Origin of the sequence: Helicobacter pylori (genome assembly GCF_014498195.1) — a bacterium.
GTDB lineage: Bacteria > Campylobacterota > Campylobacteria > Campylobacterales > Helicobacteraceae > Helicobacter > Helicobacter pylori_DO.
In genome coordinates, this window is the sequence record NZ_JACTGH010000002.1 from 82,245 (window position 1) to 100,684 (window position 18,440).

The window sequence follows — 18,440 nt, forward strand, 5'->3', positions numbered from 1 at the left end:
TTAATTTATGGGGGGGTATAGAAAAGGGCTTTTGCTCTTTATGGCCTTTTATGACTTTCTTGTATCAAAGCCGTTGTTTAATCAATACGGCTACTTGGCAAAAATTAAAGCACAATCCTTACAAGCAATTGAACTCACCAACAACCGCCACAAACAAATCTTTGAAAAATCAAAAATGAGTTCATTATTTTTAAAAATAAGGGATATTAGGTTAGCTGTTTTAATGGGGTGCTGATCATAAAATCTAAAAATCAATTGGCTATTAAAGCGCTATAAGTTATCTTTAATCAATCAGATGATAGAATTTATTTCTTATTTTTGAATTGGGAGCATTTGATGAAAAAATTGGCGTTTTCTTTATTATTTACAGGGACTTTTTTGGGGCTTTTTTTGAATGCGAGCGATTTTAAGAGCATGGATGATAAGCAACTATTAGAGCAAGCAGGGAAAGTTGCTCCTAGCGAAGTTCCAGAGTTTCGTGCAGAAATCAATAAGCGATTAGCAGTGATGAAAGAAGAAGAGCGTAAAAGTTATAAAGCGGATTTTAAAAAAGCGATGGATAAAAATTTAGCTTCTTTAAGCCAAGAAGATCGCAACAAGCGTAAAAAAGAAATTCTTGAAGCGATTGCTAACAAAAAGAAAACAATGACCATGAAAGAATACCGCCAAATGGGGTTGGATTTGCATGATTGCGCATGTGAAGGCCCTTTTCATGATCATGAGAAAAAGGGAAAAAAAGGGAAACAACCAAGCCATCATAAGCATTAATGCTTAAGGTGCGCTGACTTTTTTTGATTTTTGTAAAACCACGCCGTAAGTTTCTAGCTTTTGGCTATGGGGATATAAGGCGTTTTCGTGTTATAATTCTATCATAGCGTTTGGGCACTTAAAATAGAGGCTACCTGCTTGGTGGGCGGGCTTTATTGATTCTGAAATCCTTTAGCTGTGAAGGGCATGCCAGTTTTTTAGAGTTAAAGTTTTTGGAGTGTTTGTATTTTTTGGATATTTATAGTATCATACCCAATAGTAAAGACCCTTTGAAAGCCTGTATTTTAAGATGACTAAAATGGCTTGAATTCTAGGTGGTTTTTTATCAATAGAAGAAATTTCAAAAGAGAGCTTATGAAGAACAATATCTATTTTTGTTGCGGTTATATATTAATTAGGAGTTTGGTGTGAAACGGATTTTATTTTTTTTAGTAGCTACGACTTTTTTGTTGAGAGCAGAAACGGATTCTGCCACTATTAACACTACAATTGATCCCAATGTTATGTTTTCTGAAAGCTCCACAGGGAATGTGAAAAAAGACCGCAAAAGGGTTTTAAAGAGTATGGTTAATTTGGAAAAAGAGCGCGTGAAGAATTTTAACCAGTATTCTGAAACCAAGATGAGTAAGGGCGACTTATCCGCTTTTGGAGCTTTCTTTAAGGGGAGTTTGGAAAGTTGTGTGGAGCAAAAGGTTTGTTATTATGAGCATAAAGATGGTAAGGTTTCTTTTGTGGTGAATGACAGGGAGAAGTTTTATAAACATGTGCTTAAAGACTTAGGGACAGAGCTTTCACTCCCTTTGTTTAACTGGCTTTACAAAGGCTCGGATTTTGGGGCTTTGCATGAGCAGTTTGGGGATATGTATGATGGGTATATCAAATATTTGATCAGCATGGTTAGAGTAAGCCAAAAAGAAAAGGCTAGAAAACTAGATGCAGTCACTCTTAAAAAAATGGAAGATCAAGCTGAAAAAGACACTAAGGCAGCGTTTCAAAAGAGGAGCAGTGGGGAGCTTGAAAGCCATACTGATAGCCCTGAATTTATAAGCTCTTCTAAGAGGACACAGAATGCTTCTAATCCGGATCTAGATTCTACGACTAATGCTAATGCGCTCAAAGAAACAGCTTCAAAAGAGCCAGAAATTTCTTCCAAAAAAGAGAAAAAGTCTAAGAAAAAACGCCGCCTTTCAAAGAAAGAAAGGCAACAACAAGCCTTGCAACAAGAGTTTGAAAGGCAAATTAGTGACTCTAGTAAGTAATATAGCAAAATAATCAGCTTGCCTTTTAGGGGGCTTAAAATAAATCTCTTAAGCACTCCTTTTTAGGCTTTATATTTAGGCGTTTAGCTCCCTATCGCTCTGTCTTGTGTTAGGACTATCTTTTTTAAAAACCACCGCTTTTTTAAAATCTTTAGACTTTAAGCTTTTTGGCTTTTTTTGCGGTAAGCTTAAGGTTTTGTTACGCAAAAATCTTTGAAATATAGCGATTGATAGAGCTAAACATAACCCTAAGACATTCCAACGCATTTTATAGAGCGTGTAAAAATTTTTAATGGAGTATTGGTAATCAAATTGATGCCTTTTGAGTGTTTTTACAATCAAAATAAAAGAGCCTGCACCAACAAGCTTTCTCATATAACGCGCTCTTATGGGGTTAGGGGGATTTAGTTTTGGGGTTGTAGGGGAATATTTCCAAATGCCTCCTATCCCCTTATGGGTTTAAATAAACTTTTTGCTATAAAATGGAAAACGATGGAATAACGCTTTAAAACCCTATTAAAATTTTTGAAGGATATTAAAGTTGGAAAAGCTTGTTCGCATTTGATAAAAACAAAGCCTTTTTTTAGGAACTTAAAACCCCTAAAGCTTAGATTTATCCTTTAGCATTTTAAGGTTTTGGCTAACCCCCCTAACGAAGTTTCTTTGTATTTTTCATTCATGTCTTTTCCGGTCGCATACATCGTAGCGATCACTTCATCCAGGCTCACTTTAGGCTTGTATTCATCTTCTAGGGCCAGTTTAGAAGCGCTGATCGCTTTGATCGCTCCTAAAACATTGCGCTCAATGCAAGGGATTTGCACCAAGCCCCCCACCGGATCGCATGTCAATCCTAAATGGTGCTCCATAGCGATTTCGCTAGCGATTAAAACCTGTTGCGTGGTCGCTTGGCACAAATGGGCTAACCCCCCCGCAGCCATAGAGCTTGCCACACCAATTTCAGCCTGACACCCCGCTTCTGCGCCGCTCAAGGAAGCGTTTTTCTTGTAAAGATAGCCAATCGCCGCGCTAGTGAGTAAAAAATCATTGATAGATTTTTGCGATAAATTTTCAAACAAATGGTTTTTAGCGTATAAAAGCACGCTTGGCACCACCGCGCACGCTCCATTAGTGGGGGCGGTTACCACCTTGCCTCCACTAGCGTTTTCTTCAGCAATGGCGCGAGCGTAAAGCGAAATGTAATCAATCAACGCTAAGGGGTCTTTCCCGCTTGTGGGGTGCTTTTCTAGGCGCGTTTTAACGCTTGGGGCTAATCGTGTTACTTTCAAAGAACCAGGCAGATACCTTTCCTTAGAATTAGCCCCATTATGATAACACTCAAGCATCGCATGATAGATTTTAGTCATCGTTGCATCAGGGTGGTTTTTGAGAGCGTTTTCTCTCAAACGCACGATTTCAGCGATGCTTTTTTGGTGTTTTTGGCACAATTCTAGCAATTCCTTAGCGCTTGAAAAATCATAGGCAATGCTTTCATTCCCACCCTCTTTAGATAAGTTGTCTAATTCTTTTTCAGTATAAACAAACCCTCCACCAACAGAATAATAAGTCTCTTCTTTTAAAACCTCATTCTTAGCGTTAAAAGCTTTTAGAATGAGGGCGTTTTGGTGTCTGGCTAAAGGTTTATTGTCAAAAATCAAATCTTTAGAATAATCAAATTGAATGTTGCGTTGGTTAGCGAGTTTTAAAACTTTGTTCTCAAGCGCTTCATGCAATAAGGCTTTTTTGGTTGTTACCTCCAATTCGTTAGCATAAATACCATGCAAGCCAATTAAAACCGCTTCATCGCTCAAATGCCCTTTACCGGTCAAGGCTAATGAGCCATGCAAGGTGATTTGAACGCGTTCAACCTGCTCTAAAATGCCTTTTAACAACCCGCAAAATCTCGCCCCCGCTTCCATAGGCCCTATGGTGTGTGAAGAGCTAGGCCCCACGCCGATTTTAAAAATGGATAAAATAGAAAAACTAGCCATTAAAATAGTCCTAAAAACACGCTCAAAGCCGTTAAGCTCCCAAAGACAAACACAAAAATATCCACTTTGAAGTTTCTAAAACGCTTCAAACTAGAAACGCTATAAAAAGCTATCATGGGCATCACAAACAGAATGAGCGCGATAATGGGGCCGCCTAAATTTTCAATAAAATCCAAGATATTGGGGTTAATATAAGCCACCAGCGTGATAGTCAGCCATAAAAAAATCGTTACGCTCACGCTCAAGGTTTTAGAAGCTTTTTTCAACTTTAAACTTTGAATGATAATGCCTTCTAAACCTTCCTTAGCCCCATAATAATGCCCAAAAAAAGATGAAAAAATCGCTAAAAAGGCCACCACAGGCCCCGCATAGTTGATTAAAGGGTTGTTTAGGGTGTTAGCAAAATAGCTTAAAATGGGGATATTTTGTTCCCTTGCTTTCACAAAATCATCAGCATTCAAGCACATGACGCACGAAAACACAAAAAACATCACAAACCCTAAAAGCATCAGCGATGTCCCTAATTCAATTTGATTGAGTTTATATTCTTTGAAAGCGCCGTATTCTTTTCCCACATTTTGAGTGAAGGTTGAAATAATGGGGCTATGGTTGAACGAAAACACAAGCACCGGTAAGGTTAGCCAAATCGCTAACACAAATTCTTTAAAACTCGGCACCACAAAAAGATTAGCGCCTTGCCAATAAGGGATAAGATACAAAGAAAAAAGCAATAAAATCAAGCATAAAGGATACACTAAAGCGTTACAAATGCGCGTAACAATCGTAGCGTTAAAAACCATCACCAACATCATTAAAGAGACTAGCGCTACAGCTAGTAAGCCCCGATGAAAAGGCGCTAAATGCAACTGGTTAGTGAAAAAATGATCAAACACATTAGTGATGCCCACCCCATAAGCCAAACAGATAGGATAAATCGCCAAGAAATAAAGCAAAGTGATAAGAAAACCCCATTGAGCGCCAAAATGAGAGCGAACGACCATGGTAATGTCTTCTTGATCTTTAGATCCTATGAAATAAGCTAAGGCTCTATGCCCCAGATAAGTTAAAGGGAAAATGATCGCGCTCATCGCCACAATAGCCCATATCCCATGCCCACCGGCTCTAATAGGCAAAAATAAAATCCCAGCCCCCACCGCCGTGCCAAATAAAGACGCTATCCAACGCAAATCAAACAAATTGAGTTTTTTAGGATCTCTTGGAACTGCTTTTTCTTGTGCCATGCTATTAAACCGCCCTTTTATCGTGTTAAAGAGCTTTCATTGTAGCATAAAGCTTTTTATGATTGGGGTTTTTTGAGATTAATGGGATGGTTTTGGGCGTGCATTTATTTTCTAAAATCCACGATTTAACCCGCACAAGCTATAATAACGCTTAAAAAAAGATTAATAAAGGATTATAGAAATGTCAAACACAACCTGGTCGCCCACTTCATGGCATTCTTTTAAAATAGAGCAACACCCCACTTATAAAGATAAGCAGGAATTAGAAAGGGTCAAAAAAGAATTGCACTCCTACCCTCCTTTAGTGTTTGCTGGCGAAGCGAGGAACTTGCAAGAGCGTTTAGCCCAAGTCATTGACAATAAGGCGTTTTTGTTGCAAGGGGGCGATTGCGCGGAGTCGTTTTCTCAATTTAGCGCTAACAGGATTAAAGACATGTTTAAAGTGATAATGCAAATGGCGATTGTCTTAACTTTTGCCGGCTCTATACCGATCGTGAAAGTGGGGCGCATTGCCGGGCAATTTGCCAAGCCTCGCTCCAATGCGACTGAAATACTAGATGATGAAGAAGTGCTAAGCTATAGGGGGGATATTATCAATGGGATTTCTAAAAAAGAAAGAGAGCCAAAGCCTGAAAGGATGCTTAAAGCTTATTATCAAAGCGTAGCGACTTTAAACCTTATCAGAGCCTTTGCACAAGGCGGGTTAGCGAATTTAGAGCAAGTGCATCGTTTCAATTTGGATTTTGTCAAAAACAACGACTTTGGGCAAAAATACCAGCAAATCGCTGACCGGATCACGCAAGCTTTAGGGTTTATGCGAGCATGCGGGGTGGAGATAGAAAAAACGCCCATTCTTAGGGAAGTGGAGTTTTACACCAGCCACGAAGCGTTACTGCTCCATTATGAAGAGCCTTTGGTGCGTAAGGATAGTTTGACTAACCAGTTTTATGATTGCTCCGCGCACATGCTGTGGATTGGCGAAAGGACAAGAGATCCTAAGGGCGCGCATGTGGAGTTTTTAAGGGGGGTTTGTAACCCTATTGGCGTGAAAATCGGGCCTAATGCGAGCGTGAGCGAAGTGTTAGAATTGTGCGATGTTTTAAACCCGCACAACCTTAAAGGGCGTTTGAATTTGATCGTGCGCATGGGTTCTAAGATGATTAAAGAGCGTTTGCCTAAGCTTTTACAAGGGGTGTTGAAAGAAAAACGCCATATTTTATGGAGCATTGATCCTATGCATGGCAACACGGTTAAAACCAACTTGGGGGTTAAAACAAGGGCTTTTGATAGCGTGTTAGATGAAGTGAAAAGCTTTTTTGAAATCCATAGGGCTGAAGGGAGTTTGGCTTCAGGAGTTCATTTGGAAATGACTGGTGAGAATGTTACAGAATGTATCGGTGGCTCGCAAGCGATCACCGAAGAGGGTTTGAGCTGCCATTATTATACGCAATGCGATCCAAGATTAAACGCCACTCAAGCTCTAGAACTCGCTTTCTTAATCGCTGACATGCTCAAAAAACAACGCGCTTGATTGAAATCAAGATAATAAGAGGCTTTAGTCAAGCGATCGTTTCTTGTAATGCGTTCTATAGGGGGATTTAGTTGGGGGTTGTAGGGGGGGAGTTATTTCAAAATACCCCAGTTATCCCCTTAAGAGAATGAGTTTTGTGTAAAATAAAGTTTTAAAAATTAAAGAATAATAAGGTTAAATAAGGTTTTGAGTGCCGACATTTGATGAAAACAGAGCCAAATATTAATCTATCTTTAACTCTTTTTCTTTATAATTATCGTAAGCATTTTAATATTCAAAGGAGCTTGAAATGAGAATTTCTCTTTTAGCTGTAATTTTAGCGTTATTGTTTGTGGCTTGCCACGAAACTAAAAAACAAATCTTACAAAACGAAGCCGATAGCACCCCTTCAGAAAAAACCATCTGGCAACCTGAACAAAAATAAAAAATTGTAAAAATCCTCAAAAGCGTTTTTAAAATAACACAATCAAAAAGCTAGTGGGTGATAGTTTTTTGTAAAGCGATCTTAGGGTTGTGGGGGGAATGATTTCAAAACACCCCCTATCCCTTATGAGTTTTATTATAAAACTAAAACAAAATTTAAAACAACAAGTTTTTAAAAGTGAGAGAATGGCTAAAAAATCTCAAATTAAAACGGGCGAAAGTTAGAAAGTTAAACTACAAACTCTCTAAAACCTTTTGAGCATGCCCTTTCGCTTTGACATTGTAGAAGCATTTTTCTAAAACGCCTTGCGTGTTGATAATGAAAGTGGAGCGGATAATCCCCAAATGCTCCTTCCCATAAAGCATGCGTTTGCCATAAGCTTTGTAAAGATTGGCGGCTTTTTTATCTTCATCGCAGAGCAAGATCACATTCAAAGAGCATTGGCTGATAAATTTTTGATGCGATTGAGCGTTATCAGGGCTTACGCCTACGACAACAGCGTTTTTCTTTTCAAATTCACTAAACAGAGCGCTAAAGTCTTTGGCTTCTAGAGTGCATCCGGGGGTGTTGTCTTTAGGGTAGAAATACAGCACCACTTTTTTATGGAGCAAATCTTTTAAAGAAATTTCTACGCCATCGCTGTTTTTCAACCTGAAATCAGGGGCTAATTGCCCTACTTCTAATTTTTCCATTCTTATCCTTTAATAGAGAATGATAGCGACTTTTTGAGGCCCATGCACCCCAAAAACGGTTTTTAATTCAATATCGGCTGTCCGGCTAGGCCCGCCAATAAGGAGCATGTTTGTGGGCAATACGCCGTTTTTACTCTGGTTTTTTAAAGCTTGCACGCCTTCGCTTAAATTGCGCACAATGGATTCTTTTTTCAATAAGATAATGCAATTAAGGGTGATGAGCGAAAGCAACCGTGGGCTTGCATGCGAAGAAACCGCCCCAATCATGCCCAAGCTTGAAATCCCACAAACCCCATGCAATAAAGCCGTATCAATCTCAAACAACTCTTCACGCATCGCTTCAATTTCTTTGTCATAGGGCTGTAAAGTGAAATTCTTAAACGCTTCAAAATTCAAATTTAAATCCGTAGAGTGTAAGACTTTTTTGCTTTGAAAATTTTCTAAAGCCTTTAAAATGGCTTGCTCTAAATTCTCTTTAGCGCTTTCAATGACTTCAGCTTTATTCAACACCTGGAAATGCTTGTATTCTTCCACCAAGTCTTCAAACTCCACTTTAATGATATTCCTATAAATAGGGTTTGCTCCCTGAATAGCATGCTTGGCTTTGGCTTCTTTAATGCGCTTTAAAATAAGCTCTTTACTCATAAATCACCCCTTCTAAGTGCTGGACTTTGGCATGCAAGCTCGTGTCCATATTGGGTAAGGTCCTCACGCTCGCCCACTCTTTGACTAAAGGCAGTATGGGGGCTAAAAGCTTGCCTAAAGGCGAGAAAAATTGAGTCATTTTCAATTGGAAACGCCACTTAGCCCCATCGCTTGCCATTTTGGCAAACATTTTCATAGAGAATTTTTCCATCCCGCTGTGTTGGGTGCTTTTAGCCCCCTTAACCACGCCTCTGCCCTCGCCCACTTTATCGGCTCGTAAATCTCTAATGAGTTCGGCTAAAGGGATTTCTACGGGGCATACTTCAGTGCAACGCCCGCAAAGGCTGCACAAATTAGGGATATGTCCGTAATTATTAAGCCCAAAGAGTTGGGGGGATACCACCACGCCTATGGGGCCAGGATAAGTGGAAAGATAGGCATGCCCACCGATTTTATCATACACAGGGCAGTGGTTCAAACAAGTCCCGCAACGGATGCATGAAAGAGCGCGGTAATACTTTTCATCAGCCAAAATATTAGAGCGGTTGTTGTCTAATAAAATGATATGGACTTCTTTAGGGCCGTCTAAATCGTCGTTTTTTCTGGGGCCTGTGATGATGTTTTGATAACAAGTGATAGGCACGCCCACCGCGCTTGGGGCGAGTAAATTGTTTAAAATCGCCGCATCATCAAAGCTTTCTACTAATTTTTCAATCCCGCAAATAGCGACATGCACATCGCATGCGGTGGTGCTCATTCTCCCATTACCCTCATTTTCCACTAACCAGATCGCCCCCTCATTGGCGATAGCGAAATTAACCCCACTAATCCCCATTTTAAAGCTTTCAAATTCTTTGCGCATGTGCTTTCTGGCGATCGCATTAAGCTTTTCAGGCTCTTCTTCATAAGCGGCGTTGAGTTTTTTTTCAAAAATCTTACCGATTTGCTTGCGGTTTTTATGGATGGCTGGCACGACAATATGCACAGGGTGTTCATTGATGAGCTGGATAATCAATTCGCCCAAATCCGTTTCTTGCACTTGAATGCCCTTTTCTTTGAGATAATGGTTCAAACCAATTTCTTCGCTCGCCATGGATTTTTGCTTTAAAATGCGATTGATATTCTTTTCTTTAGCGAGGTTGTAAATGATTTCATTAGCTTCATCGCCGTCTTTAGCGTAATGGATTTTAAAGCCGTTTTGAGTGGCGTTTTTTTCAAACAATTCCAAATATTCATCAAGCCTGGATAAAATCTTAAGCTTGACTTCCTTGCCCAATTCCCTTAAATTTTCCCACTCGCTGTAACGATTTTTAATCAAATTCTTACGATTAGCCCGTAAGGTATCCATTGCAGAACGCAAATTTTCCCTTAATTGCGTATCGCCTAACTGGTCGGTGATGATTTCTTCGTATTCTTGGTCGCTATGATATTTTTCCATGATTATTCCTTAAAACAATTCTTTAATGTTAAAGCCCAAGCCTTGAGGCTAAAAAGTCATAAAAATGCATGGGTTTTGTCAAAGAGCCCATTTTTTGCATAGCGGTGCTGATATTCATCAAACACCCCGCATCCGCTGAAACGATCACATCCACCTGACGGCTTTCTATGTCTTTAATCTTTTCTTTGACCATAACCGCTGAAATTTCAGGCTCTTTGACTGAAAAAGTCCCCCCAAACCCGCAGCATTCTTCTTCTTTTTCCAATTCAATGAGTTCCACATTTTTAAGCTGTCTGATGAGATTTTTCGCCGAGTCAATCACTTTAGCCACCCTTAAGGCATGGCAATTAGAATGCCATGTGATTTTAAGGGGTTCGCCCTTATCTTCGTATTTGACTTGCAATTTTTTATCCAAAAACTCGCTCAATTCATACACCCTAGAGCAAAAATCTTTAACCATGTTAAATTCCGCATGCCCTTCAAACAATTCCAAATAATCATGCCGCATCATCCCTGTGCATGAACCGCTAGGCAAGATAATAGGGTAGTCGTTATTGGAATAAAGTTTGATATTGTATAAAACGACTTTTTTAGTCTCTTCATAGTATCCTGAGTTGTAGCTTGGCTGGCCGCAACATGTCTGGTCTTTTTTGAAAACCACTTCCAAATTTTCCTTACGGAGTAATTTGATAGCGTTAAGCGATGCGTTGCTGTATATGGCTGCTCCTAGACAAGTAGCAAAGAAATTGACTTTCAAAGAAGGCTCCTTAAAATTCCAAATTAAGAGTTTCAAACACAATATAATACTCAAAATTGGTAAGAAATTAGTAAGATTGTAACCACAAGTTGATCAACCCACTCGCTCAAACATTGTTACTAAAATAAACCACAAGCCCATTAAATTTGACTTAAATTAAATGCTACTTAAAATTAGTTTTTTCTTTTAAGTAAGATAAAAAAATACTTTTAATTATTCAAGGAAAATTTATGGAATTTTATCAAGTCTATGACCCATTAGGCCATATTTGGCTGAGCGCTTTGGTGGCGTTATCGCCTATTGCGCTCTTTTTTATCTCTCTTATTGTTTTTAAACTTAAAGGGTATAGCGCTGGGTTTTTAAGCTTAGCGCTTTCAATCCTTATTGCGTTATTTGTGTATAAAATGCCTGTTCAAATGGTGAGCGCGAGTTTTTTCTATGGCTTTCTTTATGGCTTGTGGCCGATCGCATGGATTGTGATCGCTGCGATTTTTCTTTACAACCTTTCAGTGAAGTCCGGGTATTTTGAGATTTTAAAAGAAAGCATTTTAAGCTTGACTCCGGATCACCGCATTTTAGTGATTTTGATCGGATTTTGTTTTGGCTCGTTTTTAGAAGGCGCGATTGGTTTTGGAGGCCCGGTAGCGATCACAGCGGCGATTTTAGTGGGCCTTGGGCTAAACCCCTTATACGCTGCCGGGTTGTGTTTGATCGCTAACACCGCTCCTGTAGCCTTTGGCGCGGTGGGTATCCCTATCACGGCGATGGCTAGCGTGGTGGGTATCCCTGAATTAGAGATTTCTCAAATGGTGGGCAGGGTGTTACCCATTTTTTCCATTGGTATTCCTTTTTTCATCGTGTTTTTAATGGATGGTTTTAGAGGGATTAGAGAGACTTTTCCTGCAGTGGCCGTTACCGGGTTTAGTTTCGCTATCGCGCAATTTTTAAGCTCTAACTATCTAGGGCCGCAGCTTCCGGATATTATTTCAGCTTTAGTGTCATTGATTGCTACCACTTTATTTTTAAAATTCTGGCAGCCCAAACACATTTTCACCAGCAATGGCAAAGAGCCAACGATGAACACAGAAAAACACCATATTTGCAAGGTGGTTGTGGCGTGGATGCCTTTTGTGTTGCTCACGATTACGATCATCATATGGACGCAACCCTGGTTTAAAGCGCTCTTTAAAGAAGGCGGGGCTTTGGCGTTTTCTAGCTTTGCTTTTGAATTTGATTCTATCAGTCAAAAGATTTTTAAAACCGTTCCCATTGTTACTGAAGCGACCAATTTTCCTGTCGTGTTCAAATTCCCTTTGATTTTAACGACAGGCACTTCCATTTTTTTAGCCGCTCTTTTAAGCGTGTTTTTGTTGCGCGTGAAAATCAGCGATGCGATAGGGGTGTTTGGGGCCACTTTAAAAGAAATGCGTTTGCCGATTTTAACCATTGGCGTGGTTTTAGCGTTCGCGTATGTGGCTAATTATAGCGGCATGAGCGCCACGCTCGCTTTAGCGTTAGCGGATACTGGGCATGTTTTCACTTTCTTTTCGCCTGTGGTAGGCTGGCTTGGGGTGTTTTTAACCGGAAGCGATACAAGTTCTAATCTTTTATTTGGCTCTTTGCAAATGCTCATCGCTACACAGCTTGGCTTGCCTGAAGTGCTTTTCTTAGCGGCCAACACTTCAGGGGGCGTTGTGGGTAAAATGATAAGCCCTCAAAGTATCGCTATCGCTTGCGCAGCGGTGGGGTTAGTGGGGAAAGAGAGCGAATTGTTCAGATTTACAGTAAAATACTCTATCGTTTTGGCAATCATTATGGGGATTGTCTTCACTCTTATTGCTTATGTCTTCCCCTTTATTATCCCCATCATTCCTAAATAAGGGGGTTTTTTAAAGAGAACTAGCGCTAAGAGAATATTTTTAAAAAGGGATTTTTTAGTGCTAGAATTTCATCAAATTTATGACCCTTTGGGTAATATTTGGCTGAGTGCTCTTGTGGCCTTATTGCCGATTTTGTTATTTTTCTTATCTTTAATGGTTTTTAAGCTCAAAGGTTATACAGCGGCCTTTTTGAGCGTGGCCTTATCAGCCGTTATTGCGGTTTTAGTGTATAAAATGCCTGTTAGCATGGTGGGTTCAAGCTTCCTTTATGGCTTTCTTTATGGCTTATGGCCGATCGCTTGGATTATTATTGCGGCGATTTTTTTATACAAACTCAGCGTTAAATCCGGCTATTTTGAAATCTTAAAAGAAAGCGTTCAGTCCATCACTTTAGATCACAGGATTTTAGTGATTTTGATTGGCTTTTGTTTTGGCTCGTTTTTAGAAGGTGCAATCGGCTTTGGAGGGCCTATTGCCATTACCGCAGCGATTTTAGTGGGATTAGGGTTAAGCCCCTTATATTCTGCCGGATTGTGCCTAATCGCTAATACCGCTCCTGTGGCTTTTGGCGCGGTGGGTATCCCTATAAGCGCGATGGCGAGCGCGGTAGGGGTGCCAGCGATTTTAATTTCAGCCATGACGGGTAAAATCCTCTTTTTTGTGAGCTTGTTGGTGCCGTTTTTCATTGTGTTTTTAATGGATGGCTTTAAGGGGATTAAAGAAACTTTTCCGGCCGTTTTTATTGCGGCTTTTTCTTTCGCTGGCACGCAATTTTTAAGCTCTAATTATTTAGGGCCAGAATTGCCCGGCATTATTTCAGCCCTTGTTTCACTCGTTGCAACGGCGCTCTTTTTGAAATTTTGGCAGCCTAAAGTCATTTTTAGAAGCGATGGCAAAGCGGCTTCATTTACTAAGAGTAACCATCATATCTGTAAGGTTTATGTCGCTTGGTCTCCTTTTGTGATTTTGGTTTTAGTGATTGTGTTATGGATACAGCCTTTTTTTAAGGCTTTATTTGAAAAAGACGGCTTGTTAGCTTTTTCTAATTTTTATTTTGAATTCAATAACATCAGTAACCACATCTTTAAAAGCCCGCCTTTTGTAGAATCCGATCAAAGCGTGAGTTTTCCGGTAGTGTTTAAATTTTATTTAATCAACACGGTTGGCACTTCCATTTTTTTGGCCGCTCTTGTTAGCATGCTCGTTTTAAGGGTGCGAGTGAGCGATGCAGTGAGCGTCTTTGGCGAGACTTTGAAAGAAATGCGCTACCCCATTCTAACCATTGGTTTAGTCTTAAGCTTTGCTTATGTGTCTAATTACAGTGGGATTTCTTCCACTCTAGCCTTAGCGCTCACGCATACGGGTTTGGCTTTTACTTTTTTCTCGCCCTTGATCGGGTGGGTGGGCGTGTTTTTAACCGGAAGCGATACGAGTTCCAATCTTTTGTTTGGCTCTTTACAGCAACTCACCGCCCAACGATTGCATCTCCCTGAGGTTTTAACCCTAACGGCTAATACCGTGGGTGGCACTTTGGGCAAGATGATAAGCCCTCAAAGCATCGCTATCGCTTGCGCAGCAGTAGGATTAGCCGGAAAAGAAAGCGATTTATTCAAATTCACGGTTAAATACTCGCTTATTTTTGTAGCGATCATGGGAGTTGTGATTAGCGCGATCGCGTATTTGATCCCTGAAGTGGTGCCTGCGATAAAGTAGAGCCATTTTAGATTTGGCAGGGTTTAACCCCCAAATAAATTTTTTTGTTTTAAAAAATTCAAGATTTTAAGCGTCATAGAGCTTATGGGTAAGGTCTCTAAATCTTTAAGGCTATAAAAACGAATAGGGTTTTTTAAATCTTTTGTGGTGGCAAGGTAGAGGTTTAAGTTGAGCTTGAATTTAGTGTGGCTGTGCTTGATAGTGCCTAAAAAGGGGAGTTTGCATTCTAAATTTTCTTTTAAGTCAGGGAAATGGTGCATCCCAAAATAGAGTTTTTGCTCTATTTTTTCTAAAGCGATTTGGTTATTTTGGATCACAACGCCTAAATAACGCTCTTCTTGAATGATCTCTTGTTTTTTCTTAAGCGTGTGTTTTTCTGGGTTATTTTTACCTAAACAATAAGGATTGAAAGGGCAAATCGCGCATTTGGGTTTAGGGGAGCAGATTAAAGCCCCTAGATCAATTAAGGCTTGGTTGTGATTAAAGCTTTCATTAAGATTGAGAAAGTCATTCGCTTTAATTTGCAGATCTTTAGCCGTGATATTAGGATCCAAACCAAAAAGCCTTAAAAGCACTCGTTTGATATTGGCATCCACGCATGCGCTCTTTTCTCTAAAGCCAAAACATAAAATCGCATTAGCCGTGTATGCACCAATCCCAGGGAGTTTTAACAGGCTCTGATAGTCATTGGGTAGTTGTGAGTGGTGTTCTTTAACGCAAATTTCAGCGCTTTTTTTTAAATTCTTAGCCCTTGAATAATAACCAAGCCCTCTCCAAAGCAATAAAACCTCCTCTAATTGAGCGTTCGCTAAGTCTTTTAAAGTGGGGAAAGCTTCTAAAAAAGGGGAATAAAAACGCTCAACCACCGTGTTGATTTGGGTTTGTTGGCTCATCACTTCGCTGATATAGACTTCATAAGGAGCGTTAATGCCCTTTAAATTCCTAAAAGGCAAATCCTTTCGCCCACATTCTTCATACCATTTTAAAAGGGCGTTGTGTAAAGTTTCCAGCTACAACCACCTGTAAGCGATGAATTTGACCCAAGGTGTGCACACGCTTAAAAACACGACTAAATACACAAAGCCAAAAATAAACCCTAATTTCCAAAAATCCTTGCTTGGAATATACCCGCTCCCGTAATAAATGGTGGATGGGCCTGTGCCATAGGGCGTTAAAATCCCCATAATCCCTAAAGAAAGCATTAAAAACAAGCTCAATTCTTGCAAATTGACCCCTTGAATGTGTGAACCAATCCCTACAAAAAGCGCAAATAACGCGCTCACATGGGCGGTGATGCTAGCGAAAAAATAGTGCGACAGATAGAATAAGGCTACAATAAACAATACCGCTATTAACGGATCCAAGTTAGCATGCTCTAAAAAATTTTGAGCCGCATTGCCGATAAAATTTAAAAACCCTACATTTTTAAGCCCGCCAGCCATCGTGAGTAGCGATCCAAGCAATAAAAAAATGTTGAACGCGCTCTTGTTTTTAATGATGTCTTCATAGCTTACAATCTTACAAAACACCATTAAAACCATGACAATCAAAGCCGTCGCACTCGCATGCAAGCCTAAAGGTTTGCCAAAAATCCAACCCAATAAAGCCAATAAAGTGAGGCTGAGCATTAAAATTTCTTTTAAAGAAAACCTCCCCATGCCCTCTAATTCTTTTTTGGCCCACAAACTCACTTCTTTTGAGCCTTTTAAGGTGGGTTTGCAGGTTTTATACGCCAATAAAGGCACAAGCAAGATCAAAACCACCCCACAAGGCAAGAACGCTAAAAACCACGAAAACCATGAGATTTCATTCACCCCCATTTTGGTAGCGATCTCCATTGCTAGGGGGTTAGGGGCGAGCGCGGTTAAAAACATGGACGAAGTGATGCAAGTTGAAGCCAAAGCGACCCACATCAAATACGCGCCGATTTTGTCAGGGTTATTGTTGGGGGTAGAACCCATTAAAGGCGGGATAGAAGAAACGATGGGATAGAGTATACCCCCACTTCTAGCCGAATTGCTAGGGATAAAGGGGGCTAGACACAATTCGCTCAAACCGATCGCATAGCCTAAACCTAAAGGGGTTTGCCCTAAAAACCTAATGAGTAAAAGAGCGATCCGTTTCCCTAACAAGCTTTTTTCATACCCTAAACCCAAAATAAAAGCGACAAACACAAGCCACACCGTTTTATTCGCATACCCGCTCAAACCCCACGAAATGGCCTTATTAGCGCTCGCTACTCCATCGCTCGCCCCAATTCTTAACGCCACACACAGCACTAACGCGCTTAATGCTATCAAACCTGCTGGCACCGGCTCTAGAATTAGCCCTATAATCATGCCCATGAAAATACAAAAATAAAGCCATGCGTTAGGGTTTAACCCGTCCGGTGCGCCTAAAAAATACAATAGTGCTGCGATAAAAAAAGGGGCAAGAATGGTGAGAGTTTGTTTAGTCATGTTTAACCTTTAGCCAAAGATAGTAGCAATTTGGCTTAAAAATGCCATTCAAATGGGATTAAGTTATTACAATGTTACAGAAAAAGATTAAAAATTAAGCTTTTTGAAAAAGATAAAATTTTATAATTATGTTTATCTTTGTTGAATTTACTACAAATAGGAGTATTGCATGCAAGAAAATGTGCCTTTGAGTTATGATTATTCCATTAGCAAATTGTTTCTTTATGCGATGGTTGCATTTGGGATAATAGGCATGTTAATAGGGATCGTGTTAGCCTTTGAATTGTCTTTCCCTAACTTGAATTACATTGCAGGGGAGTATGGCGTTTTTGGCCGCTTACGCCCCTTACACACGAATGCGGTGATCTATGGTTTCACTCTTGGGGGGATTTGGGCGAGTTGGTATTATATCGGTCAAAGGGTGCTTAAAATCACTTATTACCAACACCCCTTTTTGAAAATTGTAGGGTTATTGCATTTTTGGCTTTGGATTATTCTTTTAATTCTAGGGGTTATTAGCTTGTTTGCTGGTCTTACTCAATCTAAAGAATACGCCGAATTGATGTGGCCTTTAGATATTATTGTGGTTGTGGCATGGGTGCTATGGGGGGTTAATATGTTTGGGAGCATGAGCGTTAGGAGAGAGAATACCATTTATGTGTCTTTATGGTATTACATCGCTACTTATGTGGGTATAGCGGTGATGTATATCTTCAATAACCTTTCTGTCCCTACTTATTTTATCGCTGATATGGGGAGCGTTTGGCATTCTATTTCTATGTATTCAGGCAGTAATGATGCGCTCATTCAATGGTGGTGGGGGCATAATGCGGTCGCTTTTGTTTTTACGAGTGGGGTGATTGGCACGATTTATTATTTCTTGCCTAAAGAGAGCGGCCAACCTATCTTCTCTTACAAACTCACTTTGTTTTCTTTCTGGAGCTTGATGTTTGTTTATATTTGGGCGGGCGGGCACCATTTGATTTATTCCACCGTGCCTGATTGGGTACAAACCCTTTCTAGCGTGTTTTCAGTGGTGTTAATCTTGCCTTCGTGGGGGACAGCGATTAACATGCTTTTAACGATGAGAGGCCAGTGGCACCAGCTCAAGGAAAGCCCTTTGATTAAATTCTTAGTTTTAGCTTCAACTTTCTACATGCTTTCCACGCTAGAAGGATCCATTCAAGCCATTAAAAGCGTGAACGCCTTAGCGCATTTCACCGATTGGATTATAGGGCATGTGCATGACGGCGTGCTTGGGTGGGTAGGCTTCACTTTAATCGCGAGCATGTATCATATGGTGCCTAGGCTTTTCAAAAGAGAGATTTATTCAGGCAGGCTTGTGGATTTCCAATTCTGGATCATGACTTTAGGGATTGTGCTTTACTTTTCGTCCATGTGGATTGCAGGGATCACGCAAGGGATGATGTGGAGGGATGTGGATCAGTATGGGAATCTCACTTACCAGTTCATTGACACGGTTAAGGTGCTAATCCCTTATTACAATATTAGAGGCGTTGGGGGTCTTATGTATTTTATTGGATTTATTATTTTTGCTTACAATATTTTTATGACCATCACGGCAGGCAAAAAATTAGAGCGTGAGCCCAATTACGCCACGCCTATGTCTAGATAGGGGAGGTTG

General features: G+C 40.2%; 17 protein-coding genes and 1 pseudogene. 8 read left to right on the plus strand and 10 right to left on the minus strand.

From position 1 onward, the window contains the following. The first annotated feature begins 7 nt into the window (after nucleotides 1-7). Entirely contained in the window at nucleotides 8-235 is a 228-nt protein-coding gene (locus H7N67_RS01510) for a hypothetical protein (protein WP_232262988.1), read from the plus strand. Between the two features lie 101 nt (nucleotides 236-336). Continuing rightward, entirely contained in the window at nucleotides 337-768 is a 432-nt protein-coding gene (locus tag H7N67_RS01515) for a DUF1104 domain-containing protein (RefSeq protein ID WP_000731668.1), read from the plus strand. Nucleotides 769-1,061: 293 nt separating this feature from the next. On the opposite strand, the pseudogene H7N67_RS08115 reads toward H7N67_RS01515, so the two are convergent. Then, nucleotides 1,062-1,252: pseudogene (locus H7N67_RS08115) on the minus strand (hypothetical protein). Here H7N67_RS08115 and H7N67_RS01520 point away from each other — a divergent pair. Continuing rightward, entirely contained in the window at nucleotides 1,176-2,027 is an 852-nt protein-coding gene (locus H7N67_RS01520) for a hypothetical protein (protein ID WP_187938825.1), read from the plus strand. The pseudogene H7N67_RS08115 and the gene H7N67_RS01520 overlap by 77 nt on opposite strands. Before the next feature lie 75 nt (nucleotides 2,028-2,102). On the opposite strand, the gene H7N67_RS01525 is transcribed toward H7N67_RS01520, so the two are convergent. The 3 genes from H7N67_RS01525 to H7N67_RS01535 all read right to left on the minus strand — a co-directional run bounded on the left by H7N67_RS01525 (nucleotide 2,103) and on the right by H7N67_RS01535 (nucleotide 5,256). Beyond that, the gene (locus tag H7N67_RS01525; RefSeq protein ID WP_187938867.1) at nucleotides 2,103-2,402 is read right to left on the minus strand and encodes a hypothetical protein; all 300 of its coding nucleotides are present in this window, start codon (nucleotides 2,400-2,402) and stop codon (nucleotides 2,103-2,105) included. A 245-nt stretch (nucleotides 2,403-2,647) separates the two neighbouring features. Continuing rightward, nucleotides 2,648-4,015, minus strand: coding sequence for an L-serine ammonia-lyase (locus H7N67_RS01530; RefSeq protein ID WP_187938826.1), 1,368 nt, complete (start codon nucleotides 4,013-4,015; stop codon nucleotides 2,648-2,650). Then, entirely contained in the window at nucleotides 4,015-5,256 is a 1,242-nt protein-coding gene (locus H7N67_RS01535) for a serine/threonine transporter (protein WP_187938827.1), read from the minus strand. The genes H7N67_RS01530 and H7N67_RS01535 overlap by 1 nt, the downstream gene beginning before the upstream one ends. Nucleotides 5,257-5,437: 181 nt before the next feature. Here H7N67_RS01535 and H7N67_RS01540 point away from each other — a divergent pair, with 181 nt between their 5' ends. Then, complete coding sequence (locus H7N67_RS01540; protein WP_187938828.1) at nucleotides 5,438-6,787, plus strand: class II 3-deoxy-7-phosphoheptulonate synthase; 1,350 nt, start codon at nucleotides 5,438-5,440, stop codon at nucleotides 6,785-6,787. Between the two features lie 289 nt (nucleotides 6,788-7,076). Next, nucleotides 7,077-7,211, plus strand: coding sequence for an HP0135 family lipoprotein (locus tag H7N67_RS08075; protein ID WP_001222899.1), 135 nt, complete (start codon nucleotides 7,077-7,079; stop codon nucleotides 7,209-7,211). A 233-nt stretch (nucleotides 7,212-7,444) separates the two neighbouring features. Here the strand turns inward: H7N67_RS08075 and H7N67_RS01545 are convergent, their stop codons facing one another. From H7N67_RS01545 to H7N67_RS01560, 4 genes are read right to left on the minus strand one after another with little or no spacing between them, the layout of a single operon-like run. Beyond that, the gene (locus tag H7N67_RS01545) at nucleotides 7,445-7,903 is read right to left on the minus strand and encodes a peroxiredoxin (RefSeq protein WP_000412952.1); all 459 of its coding nucleotides are present in this window, start codon (nucleotides 7,901-7,903) and stop codon (nucleotides 7,445-7,447) included. A 9-nt stretch (nucleotides 7,904-7,912) separates the two neighbouring features. After that, the gene (locus tag H7N67_RS01550) at nucleotides 7,913-8,548 is read right to left on the minus strand and encodes a LutC/YkgG family protein (RefSeq protein ID WP_187938829.1); all 636 of its coding nucleotides are present in this window, start codon (nucleotides 8,546-8,548) and stop codon (nucleotides 7,913-7,915) included. Beyond that, complete coding sequence (locus H7N67_RS01555) at nucleotides 8,541-9,986, minus strand: LutB/LldF family L-lactate oxidation iron-sulfur protein (RefSeq protein WP_187938830.1); 1,446 nt, start codon at nucleotides 9,984-9,986, stop codon at nucleotides 8,541-8,543. Before H7N67_RS01555 ends, H7N67_RS01550 begins: the two co-directional genes overlap by 8 nt. Nucleotides 9,987-10,014: 28 nt before the next feature. Further along, nucleotides 10,015-10,743, minus strand: coding sequence for a (Fe-S)-binding protein (locus tag H7N67_RS01560; RefSeq protein WP_000867258.1), 729 nt, complete (start codon nucleotides 10,741-10,743; stop codon nucleotides 10,015-10,017). A gap of 230 nt (nucleotides 10,744-10,973) precedes the next feature. Between H7N67_RS01560 and H7N67_RS01565 the strand changes: the two genes are divergently transcribed. Then, nucleotides 10,974-12,623, plus strand: coding sequence for an L-lactate permease (locus H7N67_RS01565; RefSeq protein WP_187938831.1), 1,650 nt, complete (start codon nucleotides 10,974-10,976; stop codon nucleotides 12,621-12,623). Nucleotides 12,624-12,680: 57 nt separating this feature from the next. Next, nucleotides 12,681-14,336, plus strand: a complete 1,656-nt coding sequence (locus H7N67_RS01570) for an L-lactate permease (protein ID WP_187938832.1) — start codon at nucleotides 12,681-12,683, stop codon at nucleotides 14,334-14,336. 23 nt (nucleotides 14,337-14,359) lie between these two features. On the opposite strand, the gene H7N67_RS01575 is transcribed toward H7N67_RS01570, so the two are convergent. Then, the gene (locus H7N67_RS01575) at nucleotides 14,360-15,346 is read right to left on the minus strand and encodes an adenine-specific DNA glycosylase (protein WP_187938863.1); all 987 of its coding nucleotides are present in this window, start codon (nucleotides 15,344-15,346) and stop codon (nucleotides 14,360-14,362) included. Beyond that, nucleotides 15,347-16,795, minus strand: a complete 1,449-nt coding sequence (locus tag H7N67_RS01580) for a DASS family sodium-coupled anion symporter (RefSeq protein WP_187938833.1) — start codon at nucleotides 16,793-16,795, stop codon at nucleotides 15,347-15,349. A gap of 169 nt (nucleotides 16,796-16,964) precedes the next feature. Between H7N67_RS01580 and ccoN the strand changes: the two genes are divergently transcribed. Next, entirely contained in the window at nucleotides 16,965-18,431 is a 1,467-nt protein-coding gene (ccoN, locus tag H7N67_RS01585; protein ID WP_108507233.1) for a cytochrome-c oxidase, cbb3-type subunit I, read from the plus strand. Nucleotides 18,432-18,440 lie beyond the last annotated feature (9 nt).

Bases quoted from the DNA above. Each gene is read 5' to 3' on its own strand.
- H7N67_RS01510 (WP_232262988.1), top strand. From the start codon at position 8: ATGGGGGGGTATAGAAAAGGGCTTTTGCTCTTTATGGCCTTTTATGAC.
- H7N67_RS01515 (WP_000731668.1), top strand. From the start codon at position 337: ATGAAAAAATTGGCGTTTTCTTTATTATTTACAGGGACTTTTTTGGGG.
- H7N67_RS01525 (WP_187938867.1), bottom strand. From the start codon at position 2,402: ATGAGAAAGCTTGTTGGTGCAGGCTCTTTTATTTTGATTGTAAAAACA.
- H7N67_RS01530 (WP_187938826.1), bottom strand. From the start codon at position 4,015: ATGGCTAGTTTTTCTATTTTATCCATTTTTAAAATCGGCGTGGGGCCT.
- H7N67_RS01535 (WP_187938827.1), bottom strand. From the start codon at position 5,256: ATGGCACAAGAAAAAGCAGTTCCAAGAGATCCTAAAAAACTCAATTTG.
- H7N67_RS01540 (WP_187938828.1), top strand. From the start codon at position 5,438: ATGTCAAACACAACCTGGTCGCCCACTTCATGGCATTCTTTTAAAATA.
- H7N67_RS08075 (WP_001222899.1), top strand. From the start codon at position 7,077: ATGAGAATTTCTCTTTTAGCTGTAATTTTAGCGTTATTGTTTGTGGCT.
- H7N67_RS01545 (WP_000412952.1), bottom strand. From the start codon at position 7,903: ATGGAAAAATTAGAAGTAGGGCAATTAGCCCCTGATTTCAGGTTGAAA.
- H7N67_RS01550 (WP_187938829.1), bottom strand. From the start codon at position 8,548: ATGAGTAAAGAGCTTATTTTAAAGCGCATTAAAGAAGCCAAAGCCAAG.
- H7N67_RS01555 (WP_187938830.1), bottom strand. From the start codon at position 9,986: ATGGAAAAATATCATAGCGACCAAGAATACGAAGAAATCATCACCGAC.
- H7N67_RS01565 (WP_187938831.1), top strand. From the start codon at position 10,974: ATGGAATTTTATCAAGTCTATGACCCATTAGGCCATATTTGGCTGAGC.
- H7N67_RS01580 (WP_187938833.1), bottom strand. From the start codon at position 16,795: ATGACTAAACAAACTCTCACCATTCTTGCCCCTTTTTTTATCGCAGCA.
- ccoN (WP_108507233.1), top strand. From the start codon at position 16,965: ATGCAAGAAAATGTGCCTTTGAGTTATGATTATTCCATTAGCAAATTG.